Origin of the sequence: Chitinophaga eiseniae, assembly GCF_900167135.1 — a bacterium.
GTDB lineage: Bacteria > Bacteroidota > Bacteroidia > Chitinophagales > Chitinophagaceae > Chitinophaga > Chitinophaga eiseniae.
Genome location: NZ_FUWZ01000006.1, coordinates 48,299 through 74,463, shown reverse-complemented (window position 1 = coordinate 74,463; position 26,165 = coordinate 48,299). Strand labels below are relative to the sequence as shown.

Annotated in this window: 22 protein-coding genes; 10 read left to right on the top strand and 12 right to left on the bottom strand. The window is 51.5% G+C overall.

The genetic code is table 11. The annotated features are described in order from the left end of the window. Positions 1 to 32 precede the first annotated feature (32 nt). The 4 genes from B5D63_RS29250 to B5D63_RS29235 all read left to right on the top strand — a co-directional run bounded on the left by B5D63_RS29250 (position 33) and on the right by B5D63_RS29235 (position 5,682). Positions 33 to 2,630: a TonB-dependent receptor gene (locus B5D63_RS29250; protein ID WP_235021676.1), complete on the top strand. Its 2,598-nt coding sequence runs from the start codon at positions 33 to 35 to the stop codon at positions 2,628 to 2,630. Between the two features lie 2 nt (positions 2,631 to 2,632). Then, positions 2,633 to 3,664, top strand: coding sequence for a DUF4249 domain-containing protein (locus tag B5D63_RS29245; protein ID WP_078672428.1), 1,032 nt, complete (start codon positions 2,633 to 2,635; stop codon positions 3,662 to 3,664). A 128-nt stretch (positions 3,665 to 3,792) separates the two neighbouring features. Further along, positions 3,793 to 5,031 carry an ornithine--oxo-acid transaminase gene (gene rocD, locus B5D63_RS29240; RefSeq protein ID WP_078672427.1) on the top strand — a complete coding sequence of 413 codons (1,239 nt, stop codon included), beginning with the start codon at positions 3,793 to 3,795 and terminating at the stop codon, positions 5,029 to 5,031. Between the two features lie 9 nt (positions 5,032 to 5,040). Continuing rightward, positions 5,041 to 5,682 (top strand): VIT1/CCC1 transporter family protein, encoded by a 642-nt coding sequence (locus tag B5D63_RS29235; protein WP_078672426.1) that lies wholly within the window; start codon positions 5,041 to 5,043, stop codon positions 5,680 to 5,682. Between the two features lie 25 nt (positions 5,683 to 5,707). Here the strand turns inward: B5D63_RS29235 and B5D63_RS29230 are convergent, their stop codons facing one another. Further along, the gene (locus B5D63_RS29230; RefSeq protein ID WP_078672425.1) at positions 5,708 to 6,112 is read right to left on the bottom strand and encodes a hypothetical protein; all 405 of its coding nucleotides are present in this window, start codon (positions 6,110 to 6,112) and stop codon (positions 5,708 to 5,710) included. A gap of 146 nt (positions 6,113 to 6,258) precedes the next feature. Next, complete coding sequence (locus B5D63_RS29225; protein WP_143313179.1) at positions 6,259 to 8,436, bottom strand: S9 family peptidase; 2,178 nt, start codon at positions 8,434 to 8,436, stop codon at positions 6,259 to 6,261. 281 nt (positions 8,437 to 8,717) lie between these two features. On the opposite strand from B5D63_RS29225, the gene B5D63_RS29220 reads away from it, so the two are divergent. From B5D63_RS29220 to B5D63_RS29210, 3 genes are all read left to right on the top strand, one after another. Continuing rightward, a complete protein-coding gene (locus tag B5D63_RS29220; protein ID WP_078672424.1) occupies positions 8,718 to 8,975 on the top strand; it encodes a hypothetical protein in 258 nt (85 codons plus the stop codon). A gap of 65 nt (positions 8,976 to 9,040) precedes the next feature. Continuing rightward, entirely contained in the window at positions 9,041 to 9,655 is a 615-nt protein-coding gene (locus tag B5D63_RS29215) for a trimeric intracellular cation channel family protein (RefSeq protein ID WP_078672423.1), read from the top strand. A 64-nt stretch (positions 9,656 to 9,719) separates the two neighbouring features. Beyond that, positions 9,720 to 10,364 (top strand): MarC family protein, encoded by a 645-nt coding sequence (locus tag B5D63_RS29210; protein WP_078672422.1) that lies wholly within the window; start codon positions 9,720 to 9,722, stop codon positions 10,362 to 10,364. Between the two features lie 428 nt (positions 10,365 to 10,792). Here the strand turns inward: B5D63_RS29210 and B5D63_RS29205 are convergent, their stop codons facing one another. The 5 genes from B5D63_RS29205 to B5D63_RS29185 all read right to left on the bottom strand — a co-directional run bounded on the left by B5D63_RS29205 (position 10,793) and on the right by B5D63_RS29185 (position 17,942). After that, the gene (locus B5D63_RS29205; RefSeq protein WP_078672421.1) at positions 10,793 to 11,881 is read right to left on the bottom strand and encodes an efflux RND transporter periplasmic adaptor subunit; all 1,089 of its coding nucleotides are present in this window, start codon (positions 11,879 to 11,881) and stop codon (positions 10,793 to 10,795) included. 20 nt (positions 11,882 to 11,901) lie between these two features. Then, positions 11,902 to 15,105: an efflux RND transporter permease subunit gene (locus B5D63_RS29200; RefSeq protein WP_078672420.1), complete on the bottom strand. Its 3,204-nt coding sequence runs from the start codon at positions 15,103 to 15,105 to the stop codon at positions 11,902 to 11,904. Between the two features lie 34 nt (positions 15,106 to 15,139). Further along, a complete protein-coding gene (locus tag B5D63_RS29195; RefSeq protein ID WP_159456214.1) occupies positions 15,140 to 16,522 on the bottom strand; it encodes a TolC family protein in 1,383 nt (460 codons plus the stop codon). Between the two features lie 165 nt (positions 16,523 to 16,687). Continuing rightward, positions 16,688 to 17,032, bottom strand: coding sequence for a hypothetical protein (locus tag B5D63_RS34835; RefSeq protein WP_143313177.1), 345 nt, complete (start codon positions 17,030 to 17,032; stop codon positions 16,688 to 16,690). Positions 17,033 to 17,126: 94 nt separating this feature from the next. Further along, positions 17,127 to 17,942: a DUF6630 family protein gene (locus B5D63_RS29185; RefSeq protein WP_078672417.1), complete on the bottom strand. Its 816-nt coding sequence runs from the start codon at positions 17,940 to 17,942 to the stop codon at positions 17,127 to 17,129. A gap of 145 nt (positions 17,943 to 18,087) precedes the next feature. On the opposite strand from B5D63_RS29185, the gene B5D63_RS29180 reads away from it, so the two are divergent. Continuing rightward, entirely contained in the window at positions 18,088 to 18,435 is a 348-nt protein-coding gene (locus tag B5D63_RS29180; protein ID WP_078672416.1) for a hypothetical protein, read from the top strand. A gap of 63 nt (positions 18,436 to 18,498) precedes the next feature. On the opposite strand, the gene B5D63_RS29175 is transcribed toward B5D63_RS29180, so the two are convergent. The 3 genes from B5D63_RS29175 to B5D63_RS29165 form a co-directional block, all read right to left on the bottom strand. Next, the gene (locus B5D63_RS29175; RefSeq protein ID WP_078672415.1) at positions 18,499 to 19,524 is read right to left on the bottom strand and encodes an outer membrane beta-barrel protein; all 1,026 of its coding nucleotides are present in this window, start codon (positions 19,522 to 19,524) and stop codon (positions 18,499 to 18,501) included. Positions 19,525 to 19,607: 83 nt separating this feature from the next. Continuing rightward, positions 19,608 to 20,786 carry a BamA/TamA family outer membrane protein gene (locus tag B5D63_RS29170; protein WP_078672414.1) on the bottom strand — a complete coding sequence of 393 codons (1,179 nt, stop codon included), beginning with the start codon at positions 20,784 to 20,786 and terminating at the stop codon, positions 19,608 to 19,610. Between the two features lie 115 nt (positions 20,787 to 20,901). Continuing rightward, positions 20,902 to 21,177 (bottom strand): Rdx family protein, encoded by a 276-nt coding sequence (locus B5D63_RS29165; RefSeq protein ID WP_078672413.1) that lies wholly within the window; start codon positions 21,175 to 21,177, stop codon positions 20,902 to 20,904. Positions 21,178 to 21,452: 275 nt separating this feature from the next. Between B5D63_RS29165 and B5D63_RS29160 the strand changes: the two genes are divergently transcribed. After that, complete coding sequence (locus B5D63_RS29160; RefSeq protein WP_159456213.1) at positions 21,453 to 23,456, top strand: tetratricopeptide repeat-containing sensor histidine kinase; 2,004 nt, start codon at positions 21,453 to 21,455, stop codon at positions 23,454 to 23,456. Here B5D63_RS29160 and B5D63_RS29155 read toward each other — a convergent pair whose 3' ends face one another. Continuing rightward, positions 23,457 to 23,921, bottom strand: a complete 465-nt coding sequence (locus tag B5D63_RS29155) for an Lrp/AsnC family transcriptional regulator (RefSeq protein ID WP_078672411.1) — start codon at positions 23,919 to 23,921, stop codon at positions 23,457 to 23,459. It abuts the gene before it with no gap. A 166-nt stretch (positions 23,922 to 24,087) separates the two neighbouring features. Here B5D63_RS29155 and B5D63_RS29150 point away from each other — a divergent pair, with 166 nt between their 5' ends. Next, on the top strand, positions 24,088 to 25,218 hold the full coding sequence (locus B5D63_RS29150) for a histidine decarboxylase (protein WP_078672410.1): 1,131 nt from the start codon (positions 24,088 to 24,090) through the stop codon (positions 25,216 to 25,218). Here the strand turns inward: B5D63_RS29150 and B5D63_RS29145 are convergent. Then, positions 25,215 to 26,102 carry a mechanosensitive ion channel family protein gene (locus B5D63_RS29145; RefSeq protein WP_078672409.1) on the bottom strand — a complete coding sequence of 296 codons (888 nt, stop codon included), beginning with the start codon at positions 26,100 to 26,102 and terminating at the stop codon, positions 25,215 to 25,217. The genes B5D63_RS29150 and B5D63_RS29145 overlap by 4 nt on opposite strands. Positions 26,103 to 26,165 lie beyond the last annotated feature (63 nt).

Genomic DNA, 26,165 nt, shown 5'->3' with positions numbered 1-26,165 from the left:
ACTTTTTTACAGGCCTATTTTACTGTTTGCTGGTGCTGGCACCGGCAACGGCTTTATATGCACAATCCAAAGAGGATCCCATTCTCCAGGCGTCTTATGCCCCTCCCTTCCGGGAAGGCTCTATCCTCTTCTTTATCCAGGACATCCAGCGGCAGACCGGCATTCCTGTCTCCTACAGTTCCAGCTTCCTGCATCTCAACAAAAAAGTGCAGCTAACCGGCAGCGAACGCAGTACCGGCCAGGTACTGAATACCATCCTGCAGGGAACCGGCATACAGGCGGCTGCGATCAACGGAAAAATATTCCTGCTGCGTGAATCCTCCCAGACCCAGTATTATACCATCAGCGGTTTTATCAAGGAAGAAAACAGCAAAGAAGTGATCATCGGCGCTTCCGTATATGATCCTGTCACCCGGCGCGGCGCCATCAGCAACCCCTACGGCTTTTTCAGTGTGCAGGTGCCCGACAGCTGCACCAGCCTGGTGTTCTCGCACGTAGGCTATGAAATGCTGATCCAGCGGCTTCCCCTTCCGGACGACCGCCAGCTCGAGATCCATATGCAGCCCCGGAACCCATTGCAAACCGTGGTGGTAACGGGCGACCAGGATTCTGTAACCCTCCAGGCCGGCTACATCAAAATGCCGGTAGGCTATGTGGCTAATTTCCCTGCCCTGCTGGGAGAAAAAGACGTGCTTAAATCGCTGCAGCTGTATCCCGGCACCGGCAGCTCACTGGAGAGCAGCAGCAACCTGCTGGTCCGTGGTGGTGGCGCCGACCAGAACCTCTACCTGCTGGATGGAGTTCCCCTCTATCATACCGGGCACCTTTTCGGCCTCTTCTCCGTCTTCAACGGAGACGCCGTCAAAGACGTGTCATTGTATAAAGACGCCTTCCCCGCCCGCTATGGCGGCAGGCTTTCCTCTGTGGTAGACATCCGCACGCGCGACGGCAATATGAAAGCATGGCATGGTAAGGTCACCCTCAGCCCCGTATCTGCCAGCACCGAACTCGAAGGACCGCTGGCAAAAGATAAAAGCGCCATGTTCCTCTCCTTCCGGCGGTCCCTGATCGACGGGCTGTATGGTAAACGGTTCAACCAGCAGTACGGCAAGTATGCGCTCTACGATGTTAACTTCAAACTCAATCAGATCATCGACCATAAAAACAGGGTCTATATCACCTTTTACAAAGGGAAGGACAACATGTTCATCCCGAAAGACAATTCCCCCTTCCCGCTGTTGGACGATTATAAGTTCGCGTGGACCAATATCACGGCAGCCTTGAAGTGGACCCGTGTCATCTCCCCGAAAGTCTTTACCAATACCACTGCCACCTACAGCCGGTTTTATAATTTCTTTTCCCAGAGTTCCGATTTCAAACTGTCGGCGATCGCACCTGTTTCGCTGAACGGCAAAGGCGTATCCCGTGTCAGGGACATTGCCCTTCACAACGAAACGGAATTTACAATCAGCAACATTCAAAAGCTCTCTTTCGGCGGCGGTTACACCTATCACAACTTCGCCCCTACCGCCTATAGCACGAATGTGGATCGCGGCGACGCCATTCAACGTCCCGCTCCCAAATATTACATGTCAGAGTTTATGCTCTATGGTGAAGATGAACTGCGCCTGTTCGACAACCGGCTGACACTGCGCCCCGGCGCGCATTTCGGTATGCTGGCCCAGCGCGGCTCCCTCTATGCCAGCCTGCAGCCCAGGTTCATGGTCCGCTGGGACCTGCCCAACCAGCAGTATGTACAGGCTTCTTTTGCGCAGATGACGCAGTTTATGCACCAGCTGACCACCCCCGTGATCAATCTTCCCACTGATCTCTGGGTGCCCAGCACAGAAAATATCAAACCGGAGAAAGCCTATTCCTATAGCCTGTCTTACCAGAAACAATGGGAGAGCGACTGGCGGTTTAATATCAACCTGTATTATAAATTGCTGAAAGATATTGTGACCACCAATACTGTCCTTAACATCTTTGACAATTCCGACCTCTGGGAGAAAAAAGTGATCAACGGCAACGGATTTAACTATGGGAGTGAACTGCTGCTGGAAAAAAATACCGGCAGGCTCACCGGTATTTTCAGCTATACGCTGGCCTGGGCCTGGCGGGAATTTGGCTGGATCAACGGTGGTAAAATGTTTCCCTATAAAGAAGATCGCCGGCACAATATATCTATGGCGCTTAAATACCGCCTGAAACCGGGCTGGAGCCTCTCCGCTTCCTGGAAGTTCTCCAGTGGCGCCCCTTTCACCCTGCCCACACAAATTTTCCCTGATTATGACTGGGGCCGTAACATCAACGGTGAACTGGACGAACGTTATTCCCCGTTTGCCAATAACCAGATTAACTATCTGCCTTATATTACCAGGCTCAATAATTTCCGGCTCAGGCCCGTACACCACCTCGATCTGGGCACCACTGTCTACCTGGGCGCCACCCGGTCTATCCATCATATACTGACGGCCGGCGTCTATAACGTGTACTCCCGCAGCAATCCTTTTATCGTCAGCTATGACCAGTTTGTGACCATGTCTTACGATGAAATTTATCCGCTGCAGTTATATCAGTATAGCCTGTTCCGAACGTTACCTTATATCAGTTATACGCTTAAATTTTAGGGATGAAGTATCTGTTTCATATAGGATGTATTTTCAGCGTGGCTGCATTGACAGGATGTATACACGAACTTCCTGTGCCTCCTTCCAGTGGTAAACCCAGGGCAGTTGTGTACAGTGAGCTGGTCGCCGGCAAAAAGGCGGAGATGCGGGTAGGCAAAAGCAAACCCGTTGGTCCGGACATCAACAATTTTTTTGCACCGGTGACCAATGCGACAGCGCAACTGCTGAGTGCCGACAGCCAGCTGCTGGAACAGCTGCATTACGTAAAAGATACCGCCTCCAATATGGCCTTTTACAGGGGCAATACCCGGATTGAGTCTAACAAAAGCTATATTATCCAGGTGAAAGTGCCCGATACCAGGGACGTCACCGCCAAAACCACCATTCCGCTTCCCATCAAAGTGGACCTGCTGGACACGGTGCGCACCACGCTGAACGGCCGGCCGGTATTGCGGTTTCATTTTAATGTACAATCACCGCCCGCCAATTCGCGGCAGTTTGTGGTGATGGAAGCGCTGAAACAACTGGTACAGCTGGATACCATCTTCATTTACCGGAATGTGCGTTACCGGGTGCGGGATAAGCGCGCGTTGTATGAACAGGTAAAGAATGAACCAGGCATCAAAACATATAAAGACACCGTGTACCTCAACAGTTACCTGCGTATTCCCGTGTACACGCAGGACGAAAACGCCGACAACAACCAGGTAGGCGGACTGAATGAAAACTACAACAGTATACTCTTCACGCAGCGGGCCAACAAGCCCCTGAACACCCGGTTATATATCAACGCCACCGCACTGACCGCCGGCAGCATCGATGCAGACGTGCCTATCGGCCGGGTGCTGGTATTTGTGAAATCCGTCACGCCGGAATACTATGCTTTCCTGCTTACCTATGAAAAAGTAAGGCGCAATCCCGGCCTGAACAGCCTGATACAGGCCATCCAGATACGGAGCAACGCTTTCGGCGGGCTGGGCGTGATCGGCGGCTGCAGTCAGGTTGCATACTATCTCTATTACGACGAATTATAGTCACGCAAAGGAGCAAAGAACGCATAGGAGCGAAGATCAAATGATTGTTCTTCGCGCTGGTTCTTATATTTTCTTTGCGTTCTTTGTTGCTTTGCTCCTTTGCGAGAACAATTCCGTATTTTTGGGATATGATACCAGCATTTACGATAAGCGAAAGGACGCAGCATTTTCTCGGATTGGAAGAACAGTATGGCGCTCACAACTATCATCCGTTACCGGTGGTATTGGAGCGCGGCGAAGGTGTTTTTTTATGGGATGTAGATGGTAAACGTTATTACGATTTTCTTTCCGGATACTCCGCCGTTAACCAGGGACACTGCCATCCCCGGATTATTGCGTCGCTGATAGAACAGGCGCAGAAGCTCACCCTGACCTCGCGGGCATTTCACAGTGACCTGCTGGGAGAATACACACAGTATATCACCGGTTATTTCGGTTATGATAAAGTATTGCCCATGAATACCGGCGTGGAAGCGGTGGAAACAGCGCTGAAGCTCTGCCGGCACTGGGCCTATATGGTAAAAGGCATCCCGGAGAACAAGGCGAAGATCATTGTCTGCGCCAACAATTTCCATGGCCGTACCCTCAATGTTATTTCCTTCAGCACCGACCCGGTGGCCCGCAATAATTTCGGGCCGTTTATGGCGGGCTACGAAGTGATCCCCTACAATGATCTGGCCGCGCTGGAACAGGCGCTGCAAGACAAGACCGTGGCGGGCTTCCTGGTAGAACCCATTCAGGGCGAAGCCGGCGTGGTCGTTCCGGACGACGGTTACCTGTCCAAGGCGCGCGCCTACTGCCAGGATGCCAACGTACTGTTCATTGCAGATGAAATCCAGACAGGGCTGGCCCGTACCGGCCGCATGCTGGCCTGTGACCACGAGAATGTACGTCCTGACATCCTGATACTGGGCAAAGCCCTCTCCGGCGGCGTATTGCCGGTGAGCGCCGTTCTTGCCGATGACGAGATCATGCTGACCATCAAGCCCGGAGAACATGGCTCTACCTACGGCGGCAACCCGCTGGCCTGTAAAGTAGCCATCACCGCGCTGGAGGTACTGAAAGATGAGAAAATGACGGAAAATGCAGCCGCTATGGGACAACTGCTGCGCAAGGGACTGCAGGACCTGCAATCGCCCTATATCAAAACCGTGCGCGGAAAAGGCCTGCTGAATGCCATCGTGATCAGCCATACCGATCCCGAAGCAGCCTGGGACCTCTGCCTGACTTTAAAAGAAAACGGACTGCTCGCCAAGCCCACTCATGGCGACAAGATCCGGTTCGCACCACCACTGATCATGAACGCTACCCAGGTTTCTGAATGCGTACAGATCATCCGGAAAAGCATCGAAAAAGCGTTTAGCTAACAGCAACGTATGACAGCACCACACAAGGCCATCCGCAGCTCCGGATGGAAAACTGACTTCCTGATCGGCTTTCCGGACGGATTGTTCCTGTTGTTTTTTGCCACACAGGTCATGCAAACCTTCCCGCTGGAAGTGCAGACCTTCTATAACATCCAGCTCGGTATCCTGCTGGCAGGCAGCCTGCTGGTGATGTACAGCGCCTACCAGGCCAACAAGGGCGACGCCCAGCATGACAGCGCCCTGCTCTCGGACGATGAACGCCGGAAGCTGGAACATCTCGACATCAACGACCATACCATCGCCCATATCGCCGATGAAATGCAGAAAGATGCCGTGATGTGGGAAACAACGCTGCAGCAGGAACAGGTGGAGGAAACTACGTTTAGCCGTCCCCGTGCTATCCGCAGTGCACTGTTTGCCGCTTTCTTCTTTTTATTGGGAGGCGTGTTGTCGGTAGGGCCTTATTTATCGAACGAGAACTTTACGGCGGCTTCTCAAACCAGCATACTGCTGGTTTTCCTGGGGTTGACCGTATTCAGTTTTATAAAAGCGAGGGTAACCAACCAGCGCCCATTACCTATTGTCATTCGATATTGGCTAATGGGCGCCGGTATATGGTGCGGGGCCTGGGTATTACATAAAATATTCTGACCCCGGCAGATATTCTGCGATTTCGTTATTTAGAGATTTCGTTATTTTTTACGACCGGATTACGGGTAAGCAGCACGCAGACGAAAACCACCACGGCCGCTACCACTGAAATATACAGCGCGATACCTGTCTGCGGGCATATGCCGGCTTCACAGCGGGAAAACAGCAGCATGTTACGGAAAGACCATGCCAGCAGGAAGCCTGACACAAAAAGGTTCATCCGCATTACCCATTTATTCTTCACCAGAAAAATAATCACGGCCAGTACCGCCAGGAAAATATTCAGTTTCCCCGGTTCCCCAAAACGGGAGCCCGTCGTGTTTAATCCTGTAAATACCAGCTGACGGCTTTCAATCGCCGCCCACGGGAAAAATGTGCAAACAATCGCTACCACCGCGGCAATAATTCCGATAACAGAAGTCTTAGACATGTAATTCAGTTTAATAAGGAGCGCAAGTTAGAGATTTTTTGATTTTCGATTTTTTGATTTTCGATTTTTGGAGGTGATCGAAGCTCCTTTATTCCCGAGATCAAAAAATCGAAAATCAAAAAATCGAAAATCAAAAAATTCCGGAATTATTTCCCACCCGGTTCACAATGCTCCCGCAGGTATTTGGTATACAGGGTAGACAGGTGGGTGAAAGTACCGTCTCCTTCTGAAATGCTGTGGGTGCGGTTGGGATAAGCCATGAACTGGATTTGTTTGTTATACCTGATCAGTTCATTGAGCAACATTTCCGCGTTCTGGTAATGTACATTGTCATCTCCGGTACCGTGTATATACAACAGGTTACCCTGCAGGTTTTTTGCATAGGAAATGGGGGAACCTTTTACGAAGTCTTCCCTGTTTTCTTCCGGCAATCCCATATAACGTTCCTGGTAGATATTATCGTAGGTCAACTGATTACCTACGGCGGCAATAGCGATCCCTGTTTTGTAGATCTCCGGGTACTGGAACATCAGGTTGAGCGTCATGGAGCCACCGCCGCTCCAGCCCCATACAGCGGTACGGGCGGGGTCGATAAAAGCGTATTTTTTCATAAGCGCCTGTGCGGCCTGTGCCTGGTCGCGCGCGTTGAGCACTCCTACTTTGCGGTAGATACTTTTACGCCAGTAGCGGCCTTTGGGCAGAGGCGTGCCCCTGTTGTCCAGGGAAGCATAGATATAACCATCTGCCGCCATGTCGCCGTCATAGAGGAAGTTACGGCCGGTGCCGGCTACATCCCGGGTGGTGGCCCCGGCAGGTTCGCCGTATACATAAAATACGATAGGATATTTTTTGGCAGGGTCGAAATTTTTAGGCTTGCGCATCCAGCCGCCGATGTTAATGCCGTCGGCCGTTTGCACTTCGAAATAGTCGAGGCATTTTCCGCCATCAACGGATTGTTTGAGTGCCTGTGCCACTTTCGCGCTGCTTTTATGGGCAGGCAGCTCCACATTTTCGCTCACGGGGTACATGCACGCGTTGCTGAAAGCGTGTACAGCCCAGTTGCTATACGGGGAAATGCTGTACTCATGCGATCCCGGCTGGTCTGCCGGTGTGATGCGGGTAGCTTTACCGCCGGCCAGCGGTACCCGGTAAAGATATTCCTGCACGGGATTGTCCGGCGAAGCGGTGAACCAGATCTGTCCGCCGGCTTCATCTATTTTGGAGATGGTGATCACATCGTAGTTGCCCGGTGTAAGCAGCGTGGCTTTGCCGGTTTCCATGGAGATGCTGTACAGGTGGCGCCAGCCGTCCTGTTCGCTCACCCAGATAAAGTCCTTACCGTTGCGGAGGAAGTCCCATCCGGCGATGTTGTCATCGTCCCAGCGGGATTTCACGTCGATCCAGGCGCTGTCTTTTTCCTCGTACAACGTATGTACTTTACCGTTAGCCGCGTCACAGAGCATGATTTTACTTTCGTTCTGCTTGCGGTTGAGCTGCTGGATAATCAGTTGTTTTTTGCCTGGCACCCATTCCATACGGGGGATGTAGTGCTGTTGCTGATCACCGGGAACGTTCATCCAGCGGGTATTGGCGGTGGCGATGTCCACTACCCCTATGCGGCAGGCAGAAGGACTTTCGCCCGCTACCGGGTATTCTACCGGCACGTTGAAGGAATAGATGGAGTCCGTATTGTTGATCATGAGGAAGTCGCGGATTTTGGTGGCGTCTATCTGCCAGTATGCGATGCTTTTACCGTCGGGGCTCCAACGGAAGCCGTCGCGGCAGCCAAATTCTTCTTCATAGGCCCAGTCGAAGGTACCATTGATGAAACGGCGGGTACCGTTGGTGGTGAGCGCTTTGATGGCACCGGTGGCCAGGTCTTCCACATAGAGGTTGTGGTCACTCACATAGGCCACTTTGCTGCCATCGGGCGACAGTTTGGCGAACATCAGGGAAGATACGGCACGCCCTTTGCCTAACTCCTGCAGTTTGCCGGTGGTAAGGTCCAGCAGCCAGTAGTCGCCGCGGGTGTCATAGCGCCATACTTTTTTTGCATTGGTGTAGAGGAGCAGTTTTTTTTCATCTGCCGAAAAGGCGAAGTCGCGGATCTCCAGTGCTTTGCCGGCGCCGGGGAGCGTGTACTTTTCCGCCGGCACTATGATGGCAGGCTGGGCGCCGGACAAGGGAATAGCGGTAATGCCCATGGGTTCTGCCTTTAATGTGGCCCGCCCATCGCGCGACCATTTGATTTTTTTGCCTGGTTGTGCGAACACGGTGATGCAACTCACCGCCAACAAGGCAACCAATAGTGTTATTTTCTTCATTGTGGATATATAAAACACAATGGTAACCAAATTTTTAAAAGTAGAAAGGAAGATTATGGCCAGCGGAGCAGGGAGGGTATCGGAAGGTCAACTTCTGAAGATATAACCTTTTTTAATCTTTTTTGTCCAATGTGGATAAAAAACAGAACATATAGGAAAAAAATTATTTCTTTTTTTCTATTTTTATGCAAATATTAATAATTAATTAATGATTATCAGTTGGTTAGTACGCTTATCAACAACGCTAAAAACTATCTCAAATCCTGGAAAAACCATTTGTTATGATACAAGTTACCTTATCTTATAAAAACCGCGAATTCTTTCATTTTGAAGATACTTTTCTGGCCCAGATAGCAGAAAATACCCGGAAATTGCTCTACGCCCTGCTGGAAGACATTTACGACCTCCTGGCGCTTGAAAAAGGCCGGTTCCGTATCAATCTTGACCATCAACCCAAGATCGAGGTAGAAGGTTTCAGCAGCGATCTCCGTAATCAGATAGAGCGTACGCTGCGTGGCGAATACGACTACGATTATTGATTGCCCGCCGGCAGCGCGGATATTCCTGCAGACTGATTATCTTAGCGCGAAAATCAGACAGGGGCATGTCACTGACCTTTATACAGGGGCTGGAGCTATCCGGCACCTTTGCTTTTGCCGTCTCCGGCGCAACGGCAGCCATCAATAAATCCTACGACGTCATAGGCCTGCTGGCCCTGGCTTTTATTACCGCTATCGGCGGCGGTACCATCCGCGATCTCCTGATTGGCGCTACCCCGGTAGCCTGGATGACGGATGAACTCAGTAATACCGCCATTATTGCGGCAGCCGTTATTGCGGCCCTCTTCTTCTCCTACGTAAAAATACTTCAACGCTGGCTGAACATCTTCGATGCCATCGGCCTCGGCATGTTTACCATCACCGGTATCAATAAAGGCATCGCTGCCGGGCTGCCAATTCCCGTATGCATAGCCCTTGGCGTTATTACCGGCGCTTTCGGCGGCCTGCTCCGCGATGTGATCACCGGCGAACAACCCGTGCTCTTCACCCGGGAAATATATGCGGTAGCTTCCATCGCCGGCGGTGCGCTCTTCGTGCTGGCAGGCTTCTTCACCCATCTGCCGGCCGATCTCACTCAGAGTATATCCGTTACCGTTATAGTAGGCATACGTTTGTTAAGCCTCCGTTATAACTGGCAGCTGCCCCGCATCCGGCAGTAAAAATAATCTTCCGGGAAACTGAAATTTGGGAAATTACGAATTAATAAATTTCCTATATTGAGGTATGATGTCTCTGTTCGATAACTACTTTGCATTTGCCACTACTGTGTTCATGGGATTGCTGGCGATCGTGAACCCTATTTCCGCGATACCGGTTTTCATGGAGCTGACTTCTTACATGGATAAAAAAGCCAAACGCAACATCGCCACCAAATCGGTGCTGATAGCCTTTTGTATTATTCTTGTCTTCAGTGTGGCCGGCAAACTGATCTTCCACGTATTCGGCATCACGCTGGCGGCACTGCGGGTTACCGGCGGTATACTGGTATTTGTTATCGGTTATGAAATGGTCAGAAGCAAGGAGGAAAGCGCGCAGGCGCAGAAGCTGGGCGACCAGCCGGTGAAGGCCGACCAGGGCATCAGCGTGGCTATTACGCCGCTGGCGATGCCTTTGCTGGCAGGTCCCGGCGCTATCACCACGTCCATGAGCTATTCCGCTGCCAAAGACCTGACCCATCTCGCCATTGTTATGGGCGTATACGCCATTATATGTTACATCACCTATCTGCTCTTCATCGCCGGCGAGCGTATTGTACGGGTCATCGGCACCAATGTAATGATGGTGGTGACTAAAATGATGGGGCTGATCCTCGCTGTAATCGGCGTCCAAATGCTGGCCCTCGGCATCAAAGAACTGTTCAATCTGTAATTTTTATTTCTTGTCAACAATTTCAAAACGTTTCTTGTTATTTAAGCAATGACGCTGGCGAGACAGTTTTGTAATTATTCTGTGATTTGATAAACAGCTATTGGCGTTGACCACTTTGAGTTCATCCATACATATCATCCAGGGGCTTGTTGACCCGGTGTCACAAAATTTTAATTATTGCAGGGCAGTCTGACTTAACCACTCCTCCATTATTTCAGTTATACAACGATTCCATGCCAAAAGGCATGTCAGGATATTCATGTAAAATTTTTAGTTGAACAACAGGTAAATATCCGTTATTGATTACTAGGTGGATGTTACCGTTCCCTTTTTTCAATAGGAACAGAAGAAATCAATATAGACGGAACAGTTAGCAAAAAGCCGTCCCGAATCATCGGGACGGCATGTTTTTTTTCAGACAGGAGACATCAATGAATGGCAATACCATCCTTGATTTCATCGGTCGCCCGCACCACCACTTCTTCACCCGCTTTCAGGTTACCGAATACCTCTGTGGAATCGTTATGATGATTTCCCTCCTGTACATCTACCCATTGCGTACGGTGATCTTTTACCACGATGACATATTTTCTTTCTGTAGACATTACCACCGCAGATGCGGGGACCACCAGCGCCGATGCGGAGCCGTTGACCGGCATCGTAATTTCCGCATACATGCCCGGCTTCAATTCGCGGGAAGTATTTTGCACGTCTACCTCTACCGCTTCGGAGCGGTACCGGTCGTTCAGCGTGCCTGCCTCGCGGGACACAGCGCCTTTGAACACCTTGCCCGGCATAGCGTTAACGCTGAAGTTCACCACTGACTGACCCATCAGCTGACCGCTGTAAATTTCCGGCACCTGCAGCACCAGCCTGAGTTTATCTTCCTGTTCCAGCATCAGCATGGGCTTGTCCCCTACTTTGGTATCCGGTCCTACCAGTGCGCCAGGGTGGATATTACGCTCTGTGATAACACCATCGAAAGGGGCCGTCACGGTGAGGTAATCCCGCATCACCCCACGGGCGCGGAAGTTGGCCTGTTCGCTGTTCATCAGCGCACTGTCGCCCAGCATACGGGCTTTGGACAACTCGAGGTCATGCGCCGAAATCGTACCCGGCGTTTCGTCGGCCGTGGCCACCGTCCGCTCGTAGTTGTCTTTGGTAGCGGCGTACATGGCAGCGGCCTGTATGTATTTGGATTGCGCCGCATAATACTGTTGCGTAATTTCCGGCGCTTCCAGTACCAGCAGCACCTGTCCTTTTTTCACACGGGAACCACGGTCAACCATTATACGGCTCACAAAACCGTTGACCCGCGGATAGATGCTTACTTTCTGAAATGCTTCCAGTGTGCCCGGCAGGCGGATACTGCCTGACAGTGGTTGCTGTACCACTTTGGCCAGCTGGTACTGCCGCTCATGCGCCGTCGCTTTATATTCGGGTGCAGCCGCCGAATGGCAGGCCGCCAGCCCCGCCAGCAGTCCCAACATCATCCAATTAGCAGTCATATTTTTCATATATATTGTTTTTATTTTGATTAAAGATCTTCAGGCATTAAAGAGGGAGATGCCAGCGTAGCTTTCTTTTGCATCCGTGCGTATACCAGCGGCAATATCAGCAGGGCCGCCAATGTGGAAGCGATCAGCCCTCCTATCACGGCACGGCCCAGCGGCGCCGTCTGGTCGCCGGCCTCGCCCAAACCGGTGGCCATAGGTATCATGCCGGCTATCATGGCCAGGCTTGTCATCAGGATAGGCCGCAAGCGGATACCCGCGCTGACCACCGCTGCCTTACCGGCATCGTTGTAGGACAACCGCAGTTTTTCCGCATTGGTGACAATCAGGATGGCGTTGGCCACTGACACACCAGTAGACATGATCATGCCCATGTATGACTGCAGGTTGAGCGTGGCGCCTGTCATCAGTAAAGCCAGCAATGCGCCGGCGATCACCGCGGGTACGGTCACCAGCACGACCAGCGACAGTTTAAATGACTGATAATTGGCCGCCAGCAGCAGAAAAATAACAACCACCGCCATGGCCAGCCCTCGTTCCAGGCTCTCCAGCGTATCCACCAGCAGGCTCGACGCGCCCTTCAGCTCCACGATCAACCCTTTGGGCGGCGTACCTGCCTCACGCACGACTTTCTGCACTGCGGCAGTAGCGGCGCCCAGATCTTTACCGGTGATATTGGCACTAACGGTCACGAACCTACGCGGACCGGCGCGGTCGTATTCCCCCGGCATTTCAGTGGTCCGGAAAGAAGCCACATCGGCCAGCACGGGCCGCGGCCGTCCGGGCACCAGCGGAATCTCCTTCAGGTCGTTGATGGCCGTCATGCTGTATTCCGGCACCTGTACCTGCACCTGGTAGGTATACGCCACTTTCTCATCCAGCCATTGGTTTTTTTCTGTAAAACGGCTGGAAGATGTGGAGGCTGTCACCGAGCGCGCCACCTGGTAGATGTTCAGCCCCATCTGCGCCAGCTTAAGCCGGTCGATCTCAATACTGATCACCGGAAAATGCAGCGGCTGCGCAATCTGCACATCGCGCAGAAAAGAAATCTGCTTCAACCGCGATACCAGCCCTTCGGCATATCCTGCGATCTGCTTCATGTCCTTACCTGCCACCCGCAGCTCTATCGGCGTGGAAGCACCCTGCGCCATGATCTTCTCGGTGAGGTCTATCGGTTCAAAAGACAGGCGCATCTCCGGTATCTTCTCCGTAATGTTGGCCCTCAGCTGGTCTTTAAGTTTTTCTATGTCTGTTTTGTAATCCTCATCGAGGTTCACCTGCAGCACTGCCTCGTGCGTGCCGCTATTGAAAATGTAGAGGTTACTGGTGCCATAGCTGCTGGGGATCAATCCCACATAAGCCGAGCTGATGGCCACATGGCCATCGACGGTACTGTCGATAATATTCAGTACCTCGTGCAGTCCCGCCTCGGTACGCTCCAGCCGGGTGCCGTCGGGCATACGCAGGCGCAGCTGAAACTGACCCGCATTCACATGAGGCATGAGGTCTTTCCCTATCCACCAGTAACAGCCGCCAGCCAATAGTAGTGAACCGATGACGTACACCCCGACGATAAGCCCGGAACGTTTCATGGCATTTTCCAGCACACGGACAAAGCCTCCCTTGAAGCGCTCGAAGCCTTCTTTCTTTACTTCCGGTATCGACGCTTCCTCTTTCAGATGTTCATTAACCTCCTTCACCTCCGCATTGTCCAGCGCCAGGCCCACATGACTGTGACCGTGGCTGAATTTCTCCGCTTTCAGCCACCAGTTAGACACCACGGGCACCAGCGACTGCGCGGCAAAGAAAGAAGCGATCATCGCAAAACCGATGGACAGCGACAAGGGCAGGAACATGGCACGAGGTACGCCGGTCATGATAAAAGACGGTGCAAAAACAGCGAGAATACACAACAGGATCAGCACCAGCGGGAAAGCAATTTCCTCGCAGGCGTCATAGATGGCACGCCGTACCGGCTTGCCCATTTCGAGGTGCTGGTGTATGTTTTCTATCGTCACCGTAGCCTGGTCCACCAGGATACCGATGGCCAGCGCCAGTCCGCTCAGCGTCATCAGGTTGATGGTTTGCCCTGCCAGTTGCAGTCCCAGCACCGCACACAATACTGCGATCGGAATGGTGATCACCACTACAAGGCAGCTGCGCAGGTCTCGCAGGAACAACAACACCATCAAACCGGTGAGCAACGCACCGAGCAATCCTTCTGTGATCAGGCTTTTCACAGCGTTGATCACGAACACGGACTGGTCGAATTCATAAGAGACTTTTACATCGTCGGGCAGGAGGCTTTGCATCTCCGGCAGCTTGGATTTCAGCGTTTTCACTACTTCCCAGGTGGAGGCGTCTGCGGTTTTTACCACAGGGATGTATACAGAACGTTTCCCGTTGATCAGCGCATAATCCACCGTCACGTCAGTAGCGTCGGCCACACGGGCCACATCTTTGATGAATACGGTGGCATTGCCGTTGGTCACAATCGGGATCTCTCCGAAATCTGTCACTTCCTTTTCGAGGGAGTTGATGGTAGTGACATACATGGTATTATTGATACGGATATTGCCGGACGGCGTCATCACGTTGTTCCTGGCGATGGCTTCCACTACCTGGTCGGCCGACAGGTTGAAGGCCCGCAGGCGCTGTGGGTCTACGTTCACCACGACCGAGCGGGAATTGGCGCCAAAAGGCGGCGGCGCGGACAGCCCCGGTACCGAAGCAAACATGGGCCGGATGCGGGTGGCCGCCAGATCATAGATCTCTTTAAGTGATTTATTGGGGCTGCTGAAAACCAGTTCCCCTACCGGCAGCGACGAGGCGTCGAAGCGCAGCACCTGTGGCGGCAGGGCCCCTGGCGGGAAAAACTTCATGGCCCTGTTCACCTGCAAAGCCACCTGGGCGGAAGCTTCCGCCATATCGGTATTTTCGTAGAAGGTGAGTTTTAATAACGTTAACCCTTGTATGTTTTTAGTGGAAATATTTTTTACGCCGTTCACATACAGGAACTGGTCCTGCAAACGCGTGGCAAAAAAGCCTTCCATCTGTTTGGGCGACATGCCGCCGTAAGGTTCTATTACATAGATTGTCGGCAGGTTTAGTTTGGGAAATATATCGATGGGTATGCTGAACATAGCCAGTAATGAAAACAGCAGCAGACCGGCAGTGAGTACCACTACCGTTACCGGCTTTTTCAGGGCTGAAGAGACTAAAGACATAAGCGTTACTTTAAAATGAAAACCGGTATCCTGCTCAGAGGCTGCTGATCAGCTGTCCGAGGTTATTGTCGGCATAGGCTGCACGGAACAATGCTTTCCAGGCTTCGTCGTGAGCCTGTACCAGGTCTGTTTCCGCCCTGTTGAGCACAAACAGCGCGTTGGTGACTTCGATGATGCTGGTGAGACCATGTTTATACAGCGCCATTTTCTGTTTGGCTGCAGCTTGTGCAGCCATCAGTTGCAGGGGCAGCTCTTTCAGTTTAGCCTGCGCCGTTAGTATGTCGGCCTGCGCCTGCTGATAAAGGCTTTGCAGGTTGGTCCGCGAGGTTTCCAGTTCCTGCGCAGCAGCGGCAGATTTCTGCTTTTGCACCGCCATCCTGTCGCGTGTATGTTTCAGGTCGGCCACATTCCAGGTGATGCCCAGTCCGAGGAGGTAATTGTAGCGGCTGTAACCGAGGCCGCTGAAGAGGTTTTTATCATACACATCATTGAAGCTGCCGCTGGACCCGCGCATCCATCCGGCCGCCATCAGGTTTACCTTCGGCAGTTGTTGTTTGCGCACCACCTGTTCCTGTGCCTGCTGGCGCTGGTAGAGCGCGTGATAGTATTCCAGCAGCGGGTGGCTGTCTGCAGGCCGCAGTGAATCAGGCTGCAACAGTTGCGGCAGCGCTGCGCCGCTGCCGAATACAGGCAGCACCTGTGCCGTGTCCAGCCCGGTAAAGGCCGCCAGTTCTATACGGACCTGGTTGTAGCGGTTAGACACCTCGAGGAGACCGAGTCTTGCTTTGGACAGTTCCGCCGCTGCGATGGCGCTGTCTACCCCGGGCTTCAAGCCATGCAGCACGATAGCTGTCACCGCGCGGGTCATTTCGGCGTTACGCCGGATATTATCTGACTGTATTTGCCGTAGTTCGTTTAGCCGTAACAGTTCGAGGTAGTCCCGGATAACGGTTACGGTAAGCTGGTTGGTGGTATTGTTAAGGTCCGCTTCGTTCACATGCAGATCCTGGCGGGCGGCTGCCTGCTGCGTGCCATAGGCGCCGAAGTTGTAGATCTCCCACTGCATGGAAGCCATGGCAATATTGCCGCTCATGAGGGCGGCGTTGTTGTCTGCCCGGATACCGCCGGAGGTGGACGGGATCATGCCCATGGTGAAATAGGAACCGTAAATACTGTTATCGGTACCTGCATCCACCTGTTCATGCAGGCGAAGCGCGGGATACCAATTGTGTTTTACATCGGTGATATTGGCCTGTCCTGCTTTCACAAGCGCCTGTTTCGCCTTCACGGCAGGATAATGGGTCAGTGCCAGGTCTACGGCCTGCCTGAGCGAAAGGCTGTCCGCGACCGGGCCGGCGAATAAAGAGGAGAAAGGCAACAGACATAGCAATAGCCCATACCTCTTTTTCGCGGTCATATGTATACGCATAACTCGCTGAAAAGATTAGTAAAAAAGATTTACGGATTTTACGATTTACAGATTTTGTGATTTTGTGATTTCGTGAAGATGAACAGGAATACCTTTCAATCTTCGTTTTACCAAAATCAAAAAATCGAAAATCAAAAAATCTCAAAATAAGAGTTACGCTGTAATTGGCGGGCCTCGCCAGCTTCGGAGGGGAACGGGTACGCTGAGATAAGGGTTACAATGATATCCTATGCGGGTATCATCTACATAAATAAAATAAGGAGGAAGGGAGGCGCAGTAGATGGAACATACCTGGCTATGACTGTCGTTAATACCTACCGGACGGCGCTTCAACTTTTTGATGGTCGACTTGTACCGGGGGGTATGTTTCAGCACATACTGCGTGATACCGACGGTATGTTGCTGCTGGAGGGAGCGCACATAACCATCGCTGTGCTCCACTTGCGGGAGCACGCAGACAGTAATGAGTACAAGGAATAGCAGCCTTAATATTTTCACATCCAACCAACTTAATGCCCACTAAGATATTGAATGCGACCGGCTTTTGCCAGACCACTCATCACATTTTAATCACATTTTAATTCTTGCGAAATCAGAAAAAGCAGACCAGGCACAGTTCTTCCATCTTCAGCACCGCGTTGGCGAGGCGGAAGTCCTGCATGGGGAAACAGGAGAATGACTGGTATTCATCCAACGCAGGCCCGATGGCGACAATCTTCAGGTCAAAGGCTTCGAGCTGTTCGTTAAAATAGTCCAGCAGTGCTTTGGCAAAATCTTCCGCGGCCAGCATCGCTTCATAGTCTTCCGGCGTGGGGGCTTCCAGGATGGCACCTGTCCGCACCAGGGGCGACAGTTCATTGAGGGCAAACACGCCTTCATCAGACAAAGCTCTCCATTCAAAATCCGTGAGGTTGCCCGTTTGCTGCAATGCCACCTGCAGTTCTTCCCAGATGGCCGTTACGTTAGCGGGAACGGTTTCCGGCAGGTTATTGATCTGCTCTTCCGCCTCGTCTTCTTCGAAAATATCGAGGTAAAGCTGGGACAACAACTCACGTGCATTACCCTGTGCCTGGAGTTTATCGAACATTTTCAGTTCACGCAGCACAGCGTTCCAGCGCAGCGTCAGCTCTTCCACATCTTCTGCGTCCAGTTCATCCGCTATCATGTGTGCGGCGTCGCCCAGTTGGTAATCGTCCAGCCGGCTTTTTTTCACCACCAGCGTCGTTCCTTCGAAAGACAGTTCATAGGTAGCGCAGTTCAAAAAGCGTGTCCCGATTACTACTTTGTCCGGAAATATCTCGTGTATAACATCTTCTTCCGTATCAATACGGGAGTTACCGCCCTGTTGGCCGAATTTATTGGTCAGCCAGTTAAAATCCGCCTGTGATATACCTGTTGGCATCATCATAAAATGAAATTGATCACCAAATGTAGTGAAATTAGCTGAGGGCACGCAGGTCCATAAAAGTCCTTACATTTAGAGTAGGAATTATTGAGTGCAGCAAGACTGGAAGAAAGCCTGAAAGCCGGTGGCCATAACGGAATGGCGCGATATGACACGTTCCAGCCGGAATACAATCTATACGACCGGGCCGGTTTCGAAAAAACGTATATGCCTCTCTGTGAGCTACTATTCGCTGGCCAGTGGTTTCCTCAGCGATAAATACCGCACCGAGGCCAATATCACCAAAAGCAGCGCCCGTGGCAGGAAAGCGCTTAGCAACCTCAATGACCGGGGCCGGCGTATCCTTGCCGCCCTTGATACCGTAGCTTCCCGCTATGACAGTAGGCCGATCGCCGGTATAATACTATTTCAGATTTTAATGAAGAAGCCGGTTAAACTGTTGGGGCACTACAATAAAAGTGGCGGCTTCTTCATTAAAAATCCAGGTGTGGTATGATTCAGATGGCGGAGGATGATATTCATCTTCCCGCATCAGGCGAATCAGCAACAATCATGACCATCACAGTTTTATTTTGATGCCTGCGTTCGCGCCTAACCCACCGATATTGATATACGATTTCAGATCGTTGGACGGTTCGTTGTCGTTACGGTAAAACACCTTACTGCCGATCTGGTTGACTGGCGTATTGGAGTTTTTATCCAGCGTAGTCACGTATTTGGTGTGTTTTTCCGCTACGCTCAGGTCGCTAAGGCCGCGGGTAGGTTGCGTAGGCAATGGCGCCACTACCGCGCCGGTAGAGGCGTTGACGATATTATTGGTTTGCTCGAAGGCAGTGACTTCTTTTTCTTTACTTCTTACCGGCACATTGCGATATTCCCCTTCCACGAAGATGTCGATACGGGGGCTCACGTAAAAGGATACACCGATAGCACCCTGGAAGCCGATGGTGATATTGGGTTTTACTTCTTCCTTGCGATGGATAACGGTATGGACCATGGTGCCGGGCGGAATACCGGCAGGGCTGGTCAGCTGGTCCACATCGGTATCGATGTACAGTCGGCCCCAGAGCGGTAACACCATACCCACACGAACATAAGGGTTCACCTTTTCGAAACCCGGATTCAGTACGAGGGCCGGCGCGAAGTCCACCGCATTTACATATCCGCGTGACTCCACACTGGTGAGCTGTTTACCACTACCCGCCGCCGTGGTGAGGTTTTTCGTCATCAGGTTTTTACGGCTGTGGTAGTAATTAAAAGAAGCTTCCACTGCCATGTATTTATTGATATTGTACCCTACAGCGATACCACCTCTCGCACCTTCACCGTATGAGCCTGTAAGTACTTTACGGCTGATGGTGTCCAGCGGGTTGGGACGCGTGGGATTGTATTCAGTATGCAGGTCCTGTGGTGGAAATGGGCCAACATTCGGGAACTGTCCCGGGAAAACGCTAAAGAAGTAACCACCCGTTACTTTAAGATAAAACTTGGATGGAGAAGCAGCACTGGAATGGTCCTGGGCCCGGACGTTTCCTGCGAGTGCCAACGCCAGCATGGTGGCTGAAAACAGGTGCACTTTTTTCATAAACAGTGGTTTTGGTGAGATGGTTTCGTCGTTATCGGAAGTTAACGATTTGTTATCAAATAACAATCAGCTCACCAACTTGTTTAGAAAGCTTCCGCCAGGGACAGGTATAATCCTTTCTGCCTGCTTTCACCACTGCGCTGCTCACCAACGGCATAGTCTATACGAATTGTGAGTTTGGCATTTTCATCGTAGAAGTAACGGATACCTCCGCCGAAGCTGGGCTTAAAGCCATTGAGCGCAAAATTGTGGTTATTGAACACGGAGCCTGCACCGGCAAAGGCGGCGAGCGCAAATTTAGGCCGGATGTCCACAAACCATATTTTAATATGCATTTTAGGGTCGATGAGGTAACGGTATTCCGCCTGTCCCGCCAGATAGTTCTGATCGCGGTAACGGCCGGTGTAGTAGCCGCGCATCATATTATCATTTCCCATTTCGGGCAGCAGGTAAAAAGGCAGCTTATCACCCTGGAGGCTATTAAACACACCATTCAGGCCGATGGTGCTTTTCGGCGACAGGGAGATAAAGTGGGAACCCTGTGCTTCCAGCTTGAACAACGGTTCTGAGCTGATGAAGGCAGGCGCATAAGCCGCATTTAACCGAAGCCACCAACCTTTGCGGGTGTAGTTCTGGTTATCGCGGTTATCGAAAATGCCCGTGAGGCCGATAAACGTCACATGGCCACCCTCCTTCCCTGTCAGCGACATGGTGTTGTAAATTCCTTTATCGTCCTTACTGCTATAAGCATCATTCTGATATAACAGGGAAGCGCCGGCGTAAAAGTGGCCGGTAATGCGGCGTTCCGCCTCCAGTTGAGCCTTATAGCGGGTATTGTTTAACAGGGAGCGGTCGTCGTGACGGGTTTCATTACCGATCCCGAAAAAATACAGCGGGAAGTTATGATACCGCAGGTTGCCTTTGTAATGCCAGGTATTGCTCCGGGTCCAGATGTTGGCTTTCAGGTCAATTTTAAACTGACTTTCGGTGGTAATGGCCGGTATCAGGTTGAGCGTAGAGTTACGCGTCGTGATGTCCGGATTTTTATTGTCTGTATAAAAAGAATACAACATGGCGGCGCCAATCTCCAGTCCTTTCTCCTGGGAATACCCCAGTACCGGCAGCGGGAAAAAGCTGCGCTTCCGGAAGGCAAGGCTGTCTTCCCGGGGAGGGGTATTACCGTTAGCAAGCGTATCCTGCTGCGCCTGGGTACCGATGGCCAATGAAACGAACAACGCCGTGATAGTAAGTGCTTTATACATGGGCGCAAATGTACTAATCAATTACGAATTACGAATTAGGAATTGTGCCCCCGATTATCCTGGTTACTAAAGTGACCCGCCACCGGGCAGCGCTCAATTCGTAATTCGTGATTGGCTACCGGTCGGAATGGCCCAGTTGTTTATCGGGTGCTACCAGGTCCCGCACCAGCTGCTTCAGGAATTTTATTTCCGGGAAATGCCCGGCCTCTTTCCGGTCAAAAACCTGCTGATCGTTCAGAAAGATGGTATAGGTACCGGCGGTTTCGCTGGGCTTCAGGGTAACCCCTCCCAGTTCAGCGGTGAAAGTGGTGAGCAGTTCCTGCGCCATATAAGCTGCGCGGAGGAGCCAGCCGCACTTCGGGCAATATTCGATAGTAATGACAGGTTTCATGTTAATGAACTGATGTTTAAGATTTTAAGCGGCCTGGCCGGCTCGACAAGTTTATCCGTCACCGGTAGTACGGCTGCTGCCCTGAAAGATACAACTGTATTCGGATTTCAGGGAGCATAACACAAAAATCACACGTCCTGCGCCACAATTTATTGCCGGTTCTTTTGAATCGTCCGGCTTTATCTTTACTTTTATGGCATAATTAAAGCGTACGTCCCCGAATCGCTCTACTATGTCACAGCCAACAACAATACCTTATGCTGCCGGCCATACCTTTGAAAAAATGTATTTTTATTCCACTATGTTTATTGCTGCTGTCTCCTTCTACCAGAGCGCAACAAAGCGGAATCGACAGCCTGCAGCTCAACCTTAATGCACATACGCAGCGGGACACTATCAGGGTGGACCTGCTGAACAAACTATCACGCCTATACTTTACCAAAGATGCGGGCATTGCAGCGCGTATGGGTGAAGAAGCCCTGAATATCAGCAATGAGCTGGGATATGTGAAGGGGAAGATATGGGCTACCCGCAACCTCGCCCTCGTGGAAAACACCAAAGGCAACCTGGACAAACAACTGCAGCTTACGCTGACTGCCCTGAAACTGGCGGAGGCGGAGGGAGAACCACGCACCCTCGGCATTCTGAACAATGATGTGGGCAACATTTTCACGGAGCAGAACAGTCCCAGGGACGCATTGATTTATCTGCAGAAATCCCTCCAGATAAAAGAACAACTCAACGAAATCCCCGAAATCAGCAAAACCCTTAATAATATAGGCTCTGCCTATATAGCCCTGAAACAAACCGATTCCGCCTTACTGTATTTAACCAGGTCCGAGAAGCTTAAAATATCACTGCGCGATGAGCGCGGTCTGGCCTACACCTATGAGAACATGGGCATTGTAGCCATGCTGGAGCACCGGTATGAGACCGCCCTGCGCTACCATCAGCTGTCGGCCCGGTATTACAAGGACACCGACAACCAGCCCGGTATCACCAAAGCCAGCCTGAACCTGGCGGAGGTGCAGACCATACTGGGAGATCTGAAAAGTGCGGAAAAAAACCTGGATACCGCCAGGGCCATCAATGAAAAGCTGGGCAACTTCAAAAACGAGATGATCTACTATAAGATCCGCTCCAAGCTGGACTCTGCGCGGCATGACTATGCCTCGGCCCTGAAACACTACCAGGCTTTCAGTGAACGCAACATCGATTACTTCAACATCGAGAAGAGCCGTCAGATCAACCGCTCCGCCACCAAATACGAAGCAGAGAAAAAACAGCGGGAAAATGTGATGCTCAAAAAGGAACAACAGCTGCATCTGGCCACCATCCAGCAGCAGCGTGTGCTGGTACTGTCCGGCGCCGCCCTGTTCCTCGCACTGCTGCTGATCACGGCCATGGTATACCGGTTATACAAACATCAGCAGGAACTGTACCAGCAGCTGAACAGCAAAAACCAGGAAGTGTCCCTGCAAAACCGTATCATCCTGGAACAGAACGCCACCCTGGAAAATCTCAACCAGGTAAAGGATAAAATTTTCTCCGTGATCTCCCACGACCTGCGGTCTCCGCTGGCCATCCTGGAAGGGCTGCTGTTCCTGCTGAAAGATGATAAGATCGATGCCCGGCAGTTCAGCTTCTATACCGATGAACTGTGGCGCGACGTAAAAAACACCGCCTATATGATGGATAACATGCTGCAGTGGGCCAGCAACCAGATGAAAGGCATCAGTGTAAAAGCAGATGATTTCGACCTCACACTGCTGCTCAACCAGGAGTTTGAGCTGTTGCAGACCATGGCCAGGCAGAAAGACGTGAAGCTCACCCACGAGCTGAAAGGTGCTATCCTGGTGTATGCCGATCCCGATATGATCCGGCTGGTGCTGCGTAACCTGATCAACAACGCCATCAAGTTTACGCCCGGCGGTGGAGAAATTGTGCTCCTGGCGCAGCTGGAAAAGGGAGAAGCGCGGGTGTCCGTAAAAGATAACGGTACCGGTATCCCTACAGAAGATCAGCATCGTATTTTCTCCAATATCTATTACTCCACCACCGGCACCCGGAACGAAAAGGGTTGCGGGCTCGGACTGCACCTGTCCAAGGACTTTGTGGAGCGCAACCATGGCCACATCTGGTTTGAAAGCAAACCCGGTGAAGGCAGTTGTTTCATTTTCACCGTTCCCCTTTCCGATGAACAGGATATTAACGCCCGCGGTTATACGGTTGTATTACAGGACAATCCTGTCAGCGGCATGAGCGTGCTGCGGCGGTAGTTACACCAGGCCGAAGGCCGTTGTATGTTTGATCTCCGTCATTACGAAGGAACTGTGCACCTGTGCAATGTTTTCGATGGCCGCCAGTTTATTGGTCAGAAACTGCTGGTAGCTGCGCATATCGTCCACCACTACTTTCAGCATATAGTCGAATGTACCGGCTACGTGGTAACATTCCATCACTTCTTCCATCCGGCCGATGGCCGCTTCAAATTTTTTCAACAGTGGCTGCGAGTGCAGCTGCAGGGTGACACTGCAGAACGCCATCAGTGTTTTACCGATTTTCTCCGGATGCAACAGGGTGACGTAATTCCTGATAACACCCATTTTCTCTATTTTCTTCAGCCGTTCGTAGGTTGGGGTAACGCTCAGGCCTATACGGTGCGCTATCTCTTTGGTATTGAGGCGGGCGTTTTCCTGGAGCACTTCCAGGATGCGGCGGTCTGTTTTATCGAGTGTGTCCATGACAGAAAATTTTATCTGAAAAAGCGGGCGCTGGCAGGAGCTTTTAGTTCAATTAAACTACAAAAAAATCGAAAATAGTATATATTTTCCAACTTTACTACAACGACAGTTAAATTCAATGGCATTTGCATAGCTTCGCAGCATCATACACCTGTAATTGCCGATTATGAAAGATCACCCGTTACCTGCCGCTGATGCGGCCATGCTGGACCGTTTGCTGACCGAAGTACAGGACCACACCCGGCATTTCCTCGGATACCCGGTATCCAAAGATTTTGACTACAGTCCGCTTTTCCCTTTTTTACAATATCCGCTTAACAACCTGGGAGATCCCTTTGTGGATGCTACCTATACCGTTGGTTCCCGGGAGATGGAAAAATATGTGGTGGAGTTTTTTGCCCGGCTGTTCCGTGCCCCGGCCAACGACTGGTGGGGGTACGTGACCAACGGCGGTTCGGAGGGCAATCTCTACGGGCTGTACCTGGCGCGGGAGCTGTATCCCAAAGCGATGGTCTATTATTCCGAGGCTACCCACTACAGCGTACAGAAGAACCTGCACCTGTTGAACATGCCCAGCATTATGATCCGGACGTTGCCCAACGGGGAAATTGACTATGATGACCTGGAGCAGACGATGGGCATGAACCGGCATATGCCTGTGATCATGCTGGCCAACATTGGCTCTACCATGACCGAAGCGCGGGACGATATAGGGCGTATTAAAGATATACTGAAACGACTGGCCATCCGGCATCATTACATCCATGCTGACGGTGCGCTGTCCGGCAGTTATTGCGCTTTTTTAGACCCGAGGCCTGCTTTTGACTTCGCTGACGGGGCAGACAGCATCGCCATCAGCGGACATAAATTTATAGGCTCCCCTATCCCCTGCGGCGTCGTGGTGGCCAAAAAGTCTTACCGTGACAGGATTGCCCGTTCTGTTGCCTACATCGGCAGTATGGATACCACCATCACCGGTTCAAGAAACGGCCACAGTCCGTTGTTTCTATGGTACGCGCTGAAAAGCCTGGGCCTGGCCGGCCTTGAGAAAAGGGCCCGGCACAGCCTGTCCGTAGCCGCGTATGCAGTTGACCGATTCAGGGAAAACGGTATCAACGCCTGGCGCAACCCCGATTCCATCACGGTGGTATTTCCGGAGCCGCCCGGAAATATCCGCCGGAAATGGCAGCTGGCCTGCGAAAACGGCTGGTCGCATATTATCTGTATGCCAAATGTGGAAACGTCACAGGTAGACGCCTTGCTGGCAGAGATGACTGCTGCTTCGGTGCTGGTTTAACCTTTGCCACCTTCTGCAATAGCGATGATTTCCGTATTGAGCGCCCGTTTAATGAGGCGCTCTTTTTCTTTGTCGGGGTGCGGCACCAGCAGCTGCAGTTTGAACTGTACAAAATCTTTTTTGATCTCGAGGGTTTTGAGGGAGAAGCTTTCCTCGCGGTAGTAGCGTTCGTAAGCTTCAATAGATCTGCGTAAGCGCGCGTCCAGCTCTTCCAGGGTGAACTTGTGTTTATGGTCCAGCTCAAATTCGAGCGTCAGTTTTTTGATGTTTTGTTTGGACTGGTTCACGATAATGCTGGTAAACACCACAGAGTTAGGAATAATGACGATATCGTCGTCATCATTCTGCAGCACCAGGTTGATCAGGGTGATATCCATGATCCTTCCCCTGAACTCTCCTATCCTGACCTGGTCGCCCAGCGAGAGCTGATCGGAAAACATGACGATCAACCCGTTGATCATATTGGAAATATAGTCTTTTGTCAGCAGGGCGATGGCAGCCGCCACGATGGTGATACTGGTGATGAGCTGCATCAGGTCTTTCCCGAAAAAGATGGGGATGGCCAGCAGGAAAAAGAGGGTATTTAACACAGAGGTGATGCGGTTAATCCCCAATATGAAGTTATCTTTCTCCAGTGGCTTTGTACGGTGGCGGCGGGTATACCAGGAGAGGATCACGAGCCACGCAACGGAAATGAGGATATTGGCGCCCAGGAAAAAGGACAGGGCATTGGTGACTTTAAACAACCATGGAAAGTTGTCATAAAATGCCGGATGTTCGAGGTTGAAGTATACGATGCCGGAGTAGATCAGCAGTTTAACAACAAATATGATCCGCTCCCGGCGGTTGGTGTTTTTATAGGTTTTATCGGTTACCATCATCATAATGATCCCACACGCTTTTCCGCAAAAGTACAAAAGGCGTGCGGCTAAAAAAAGGGGATCATG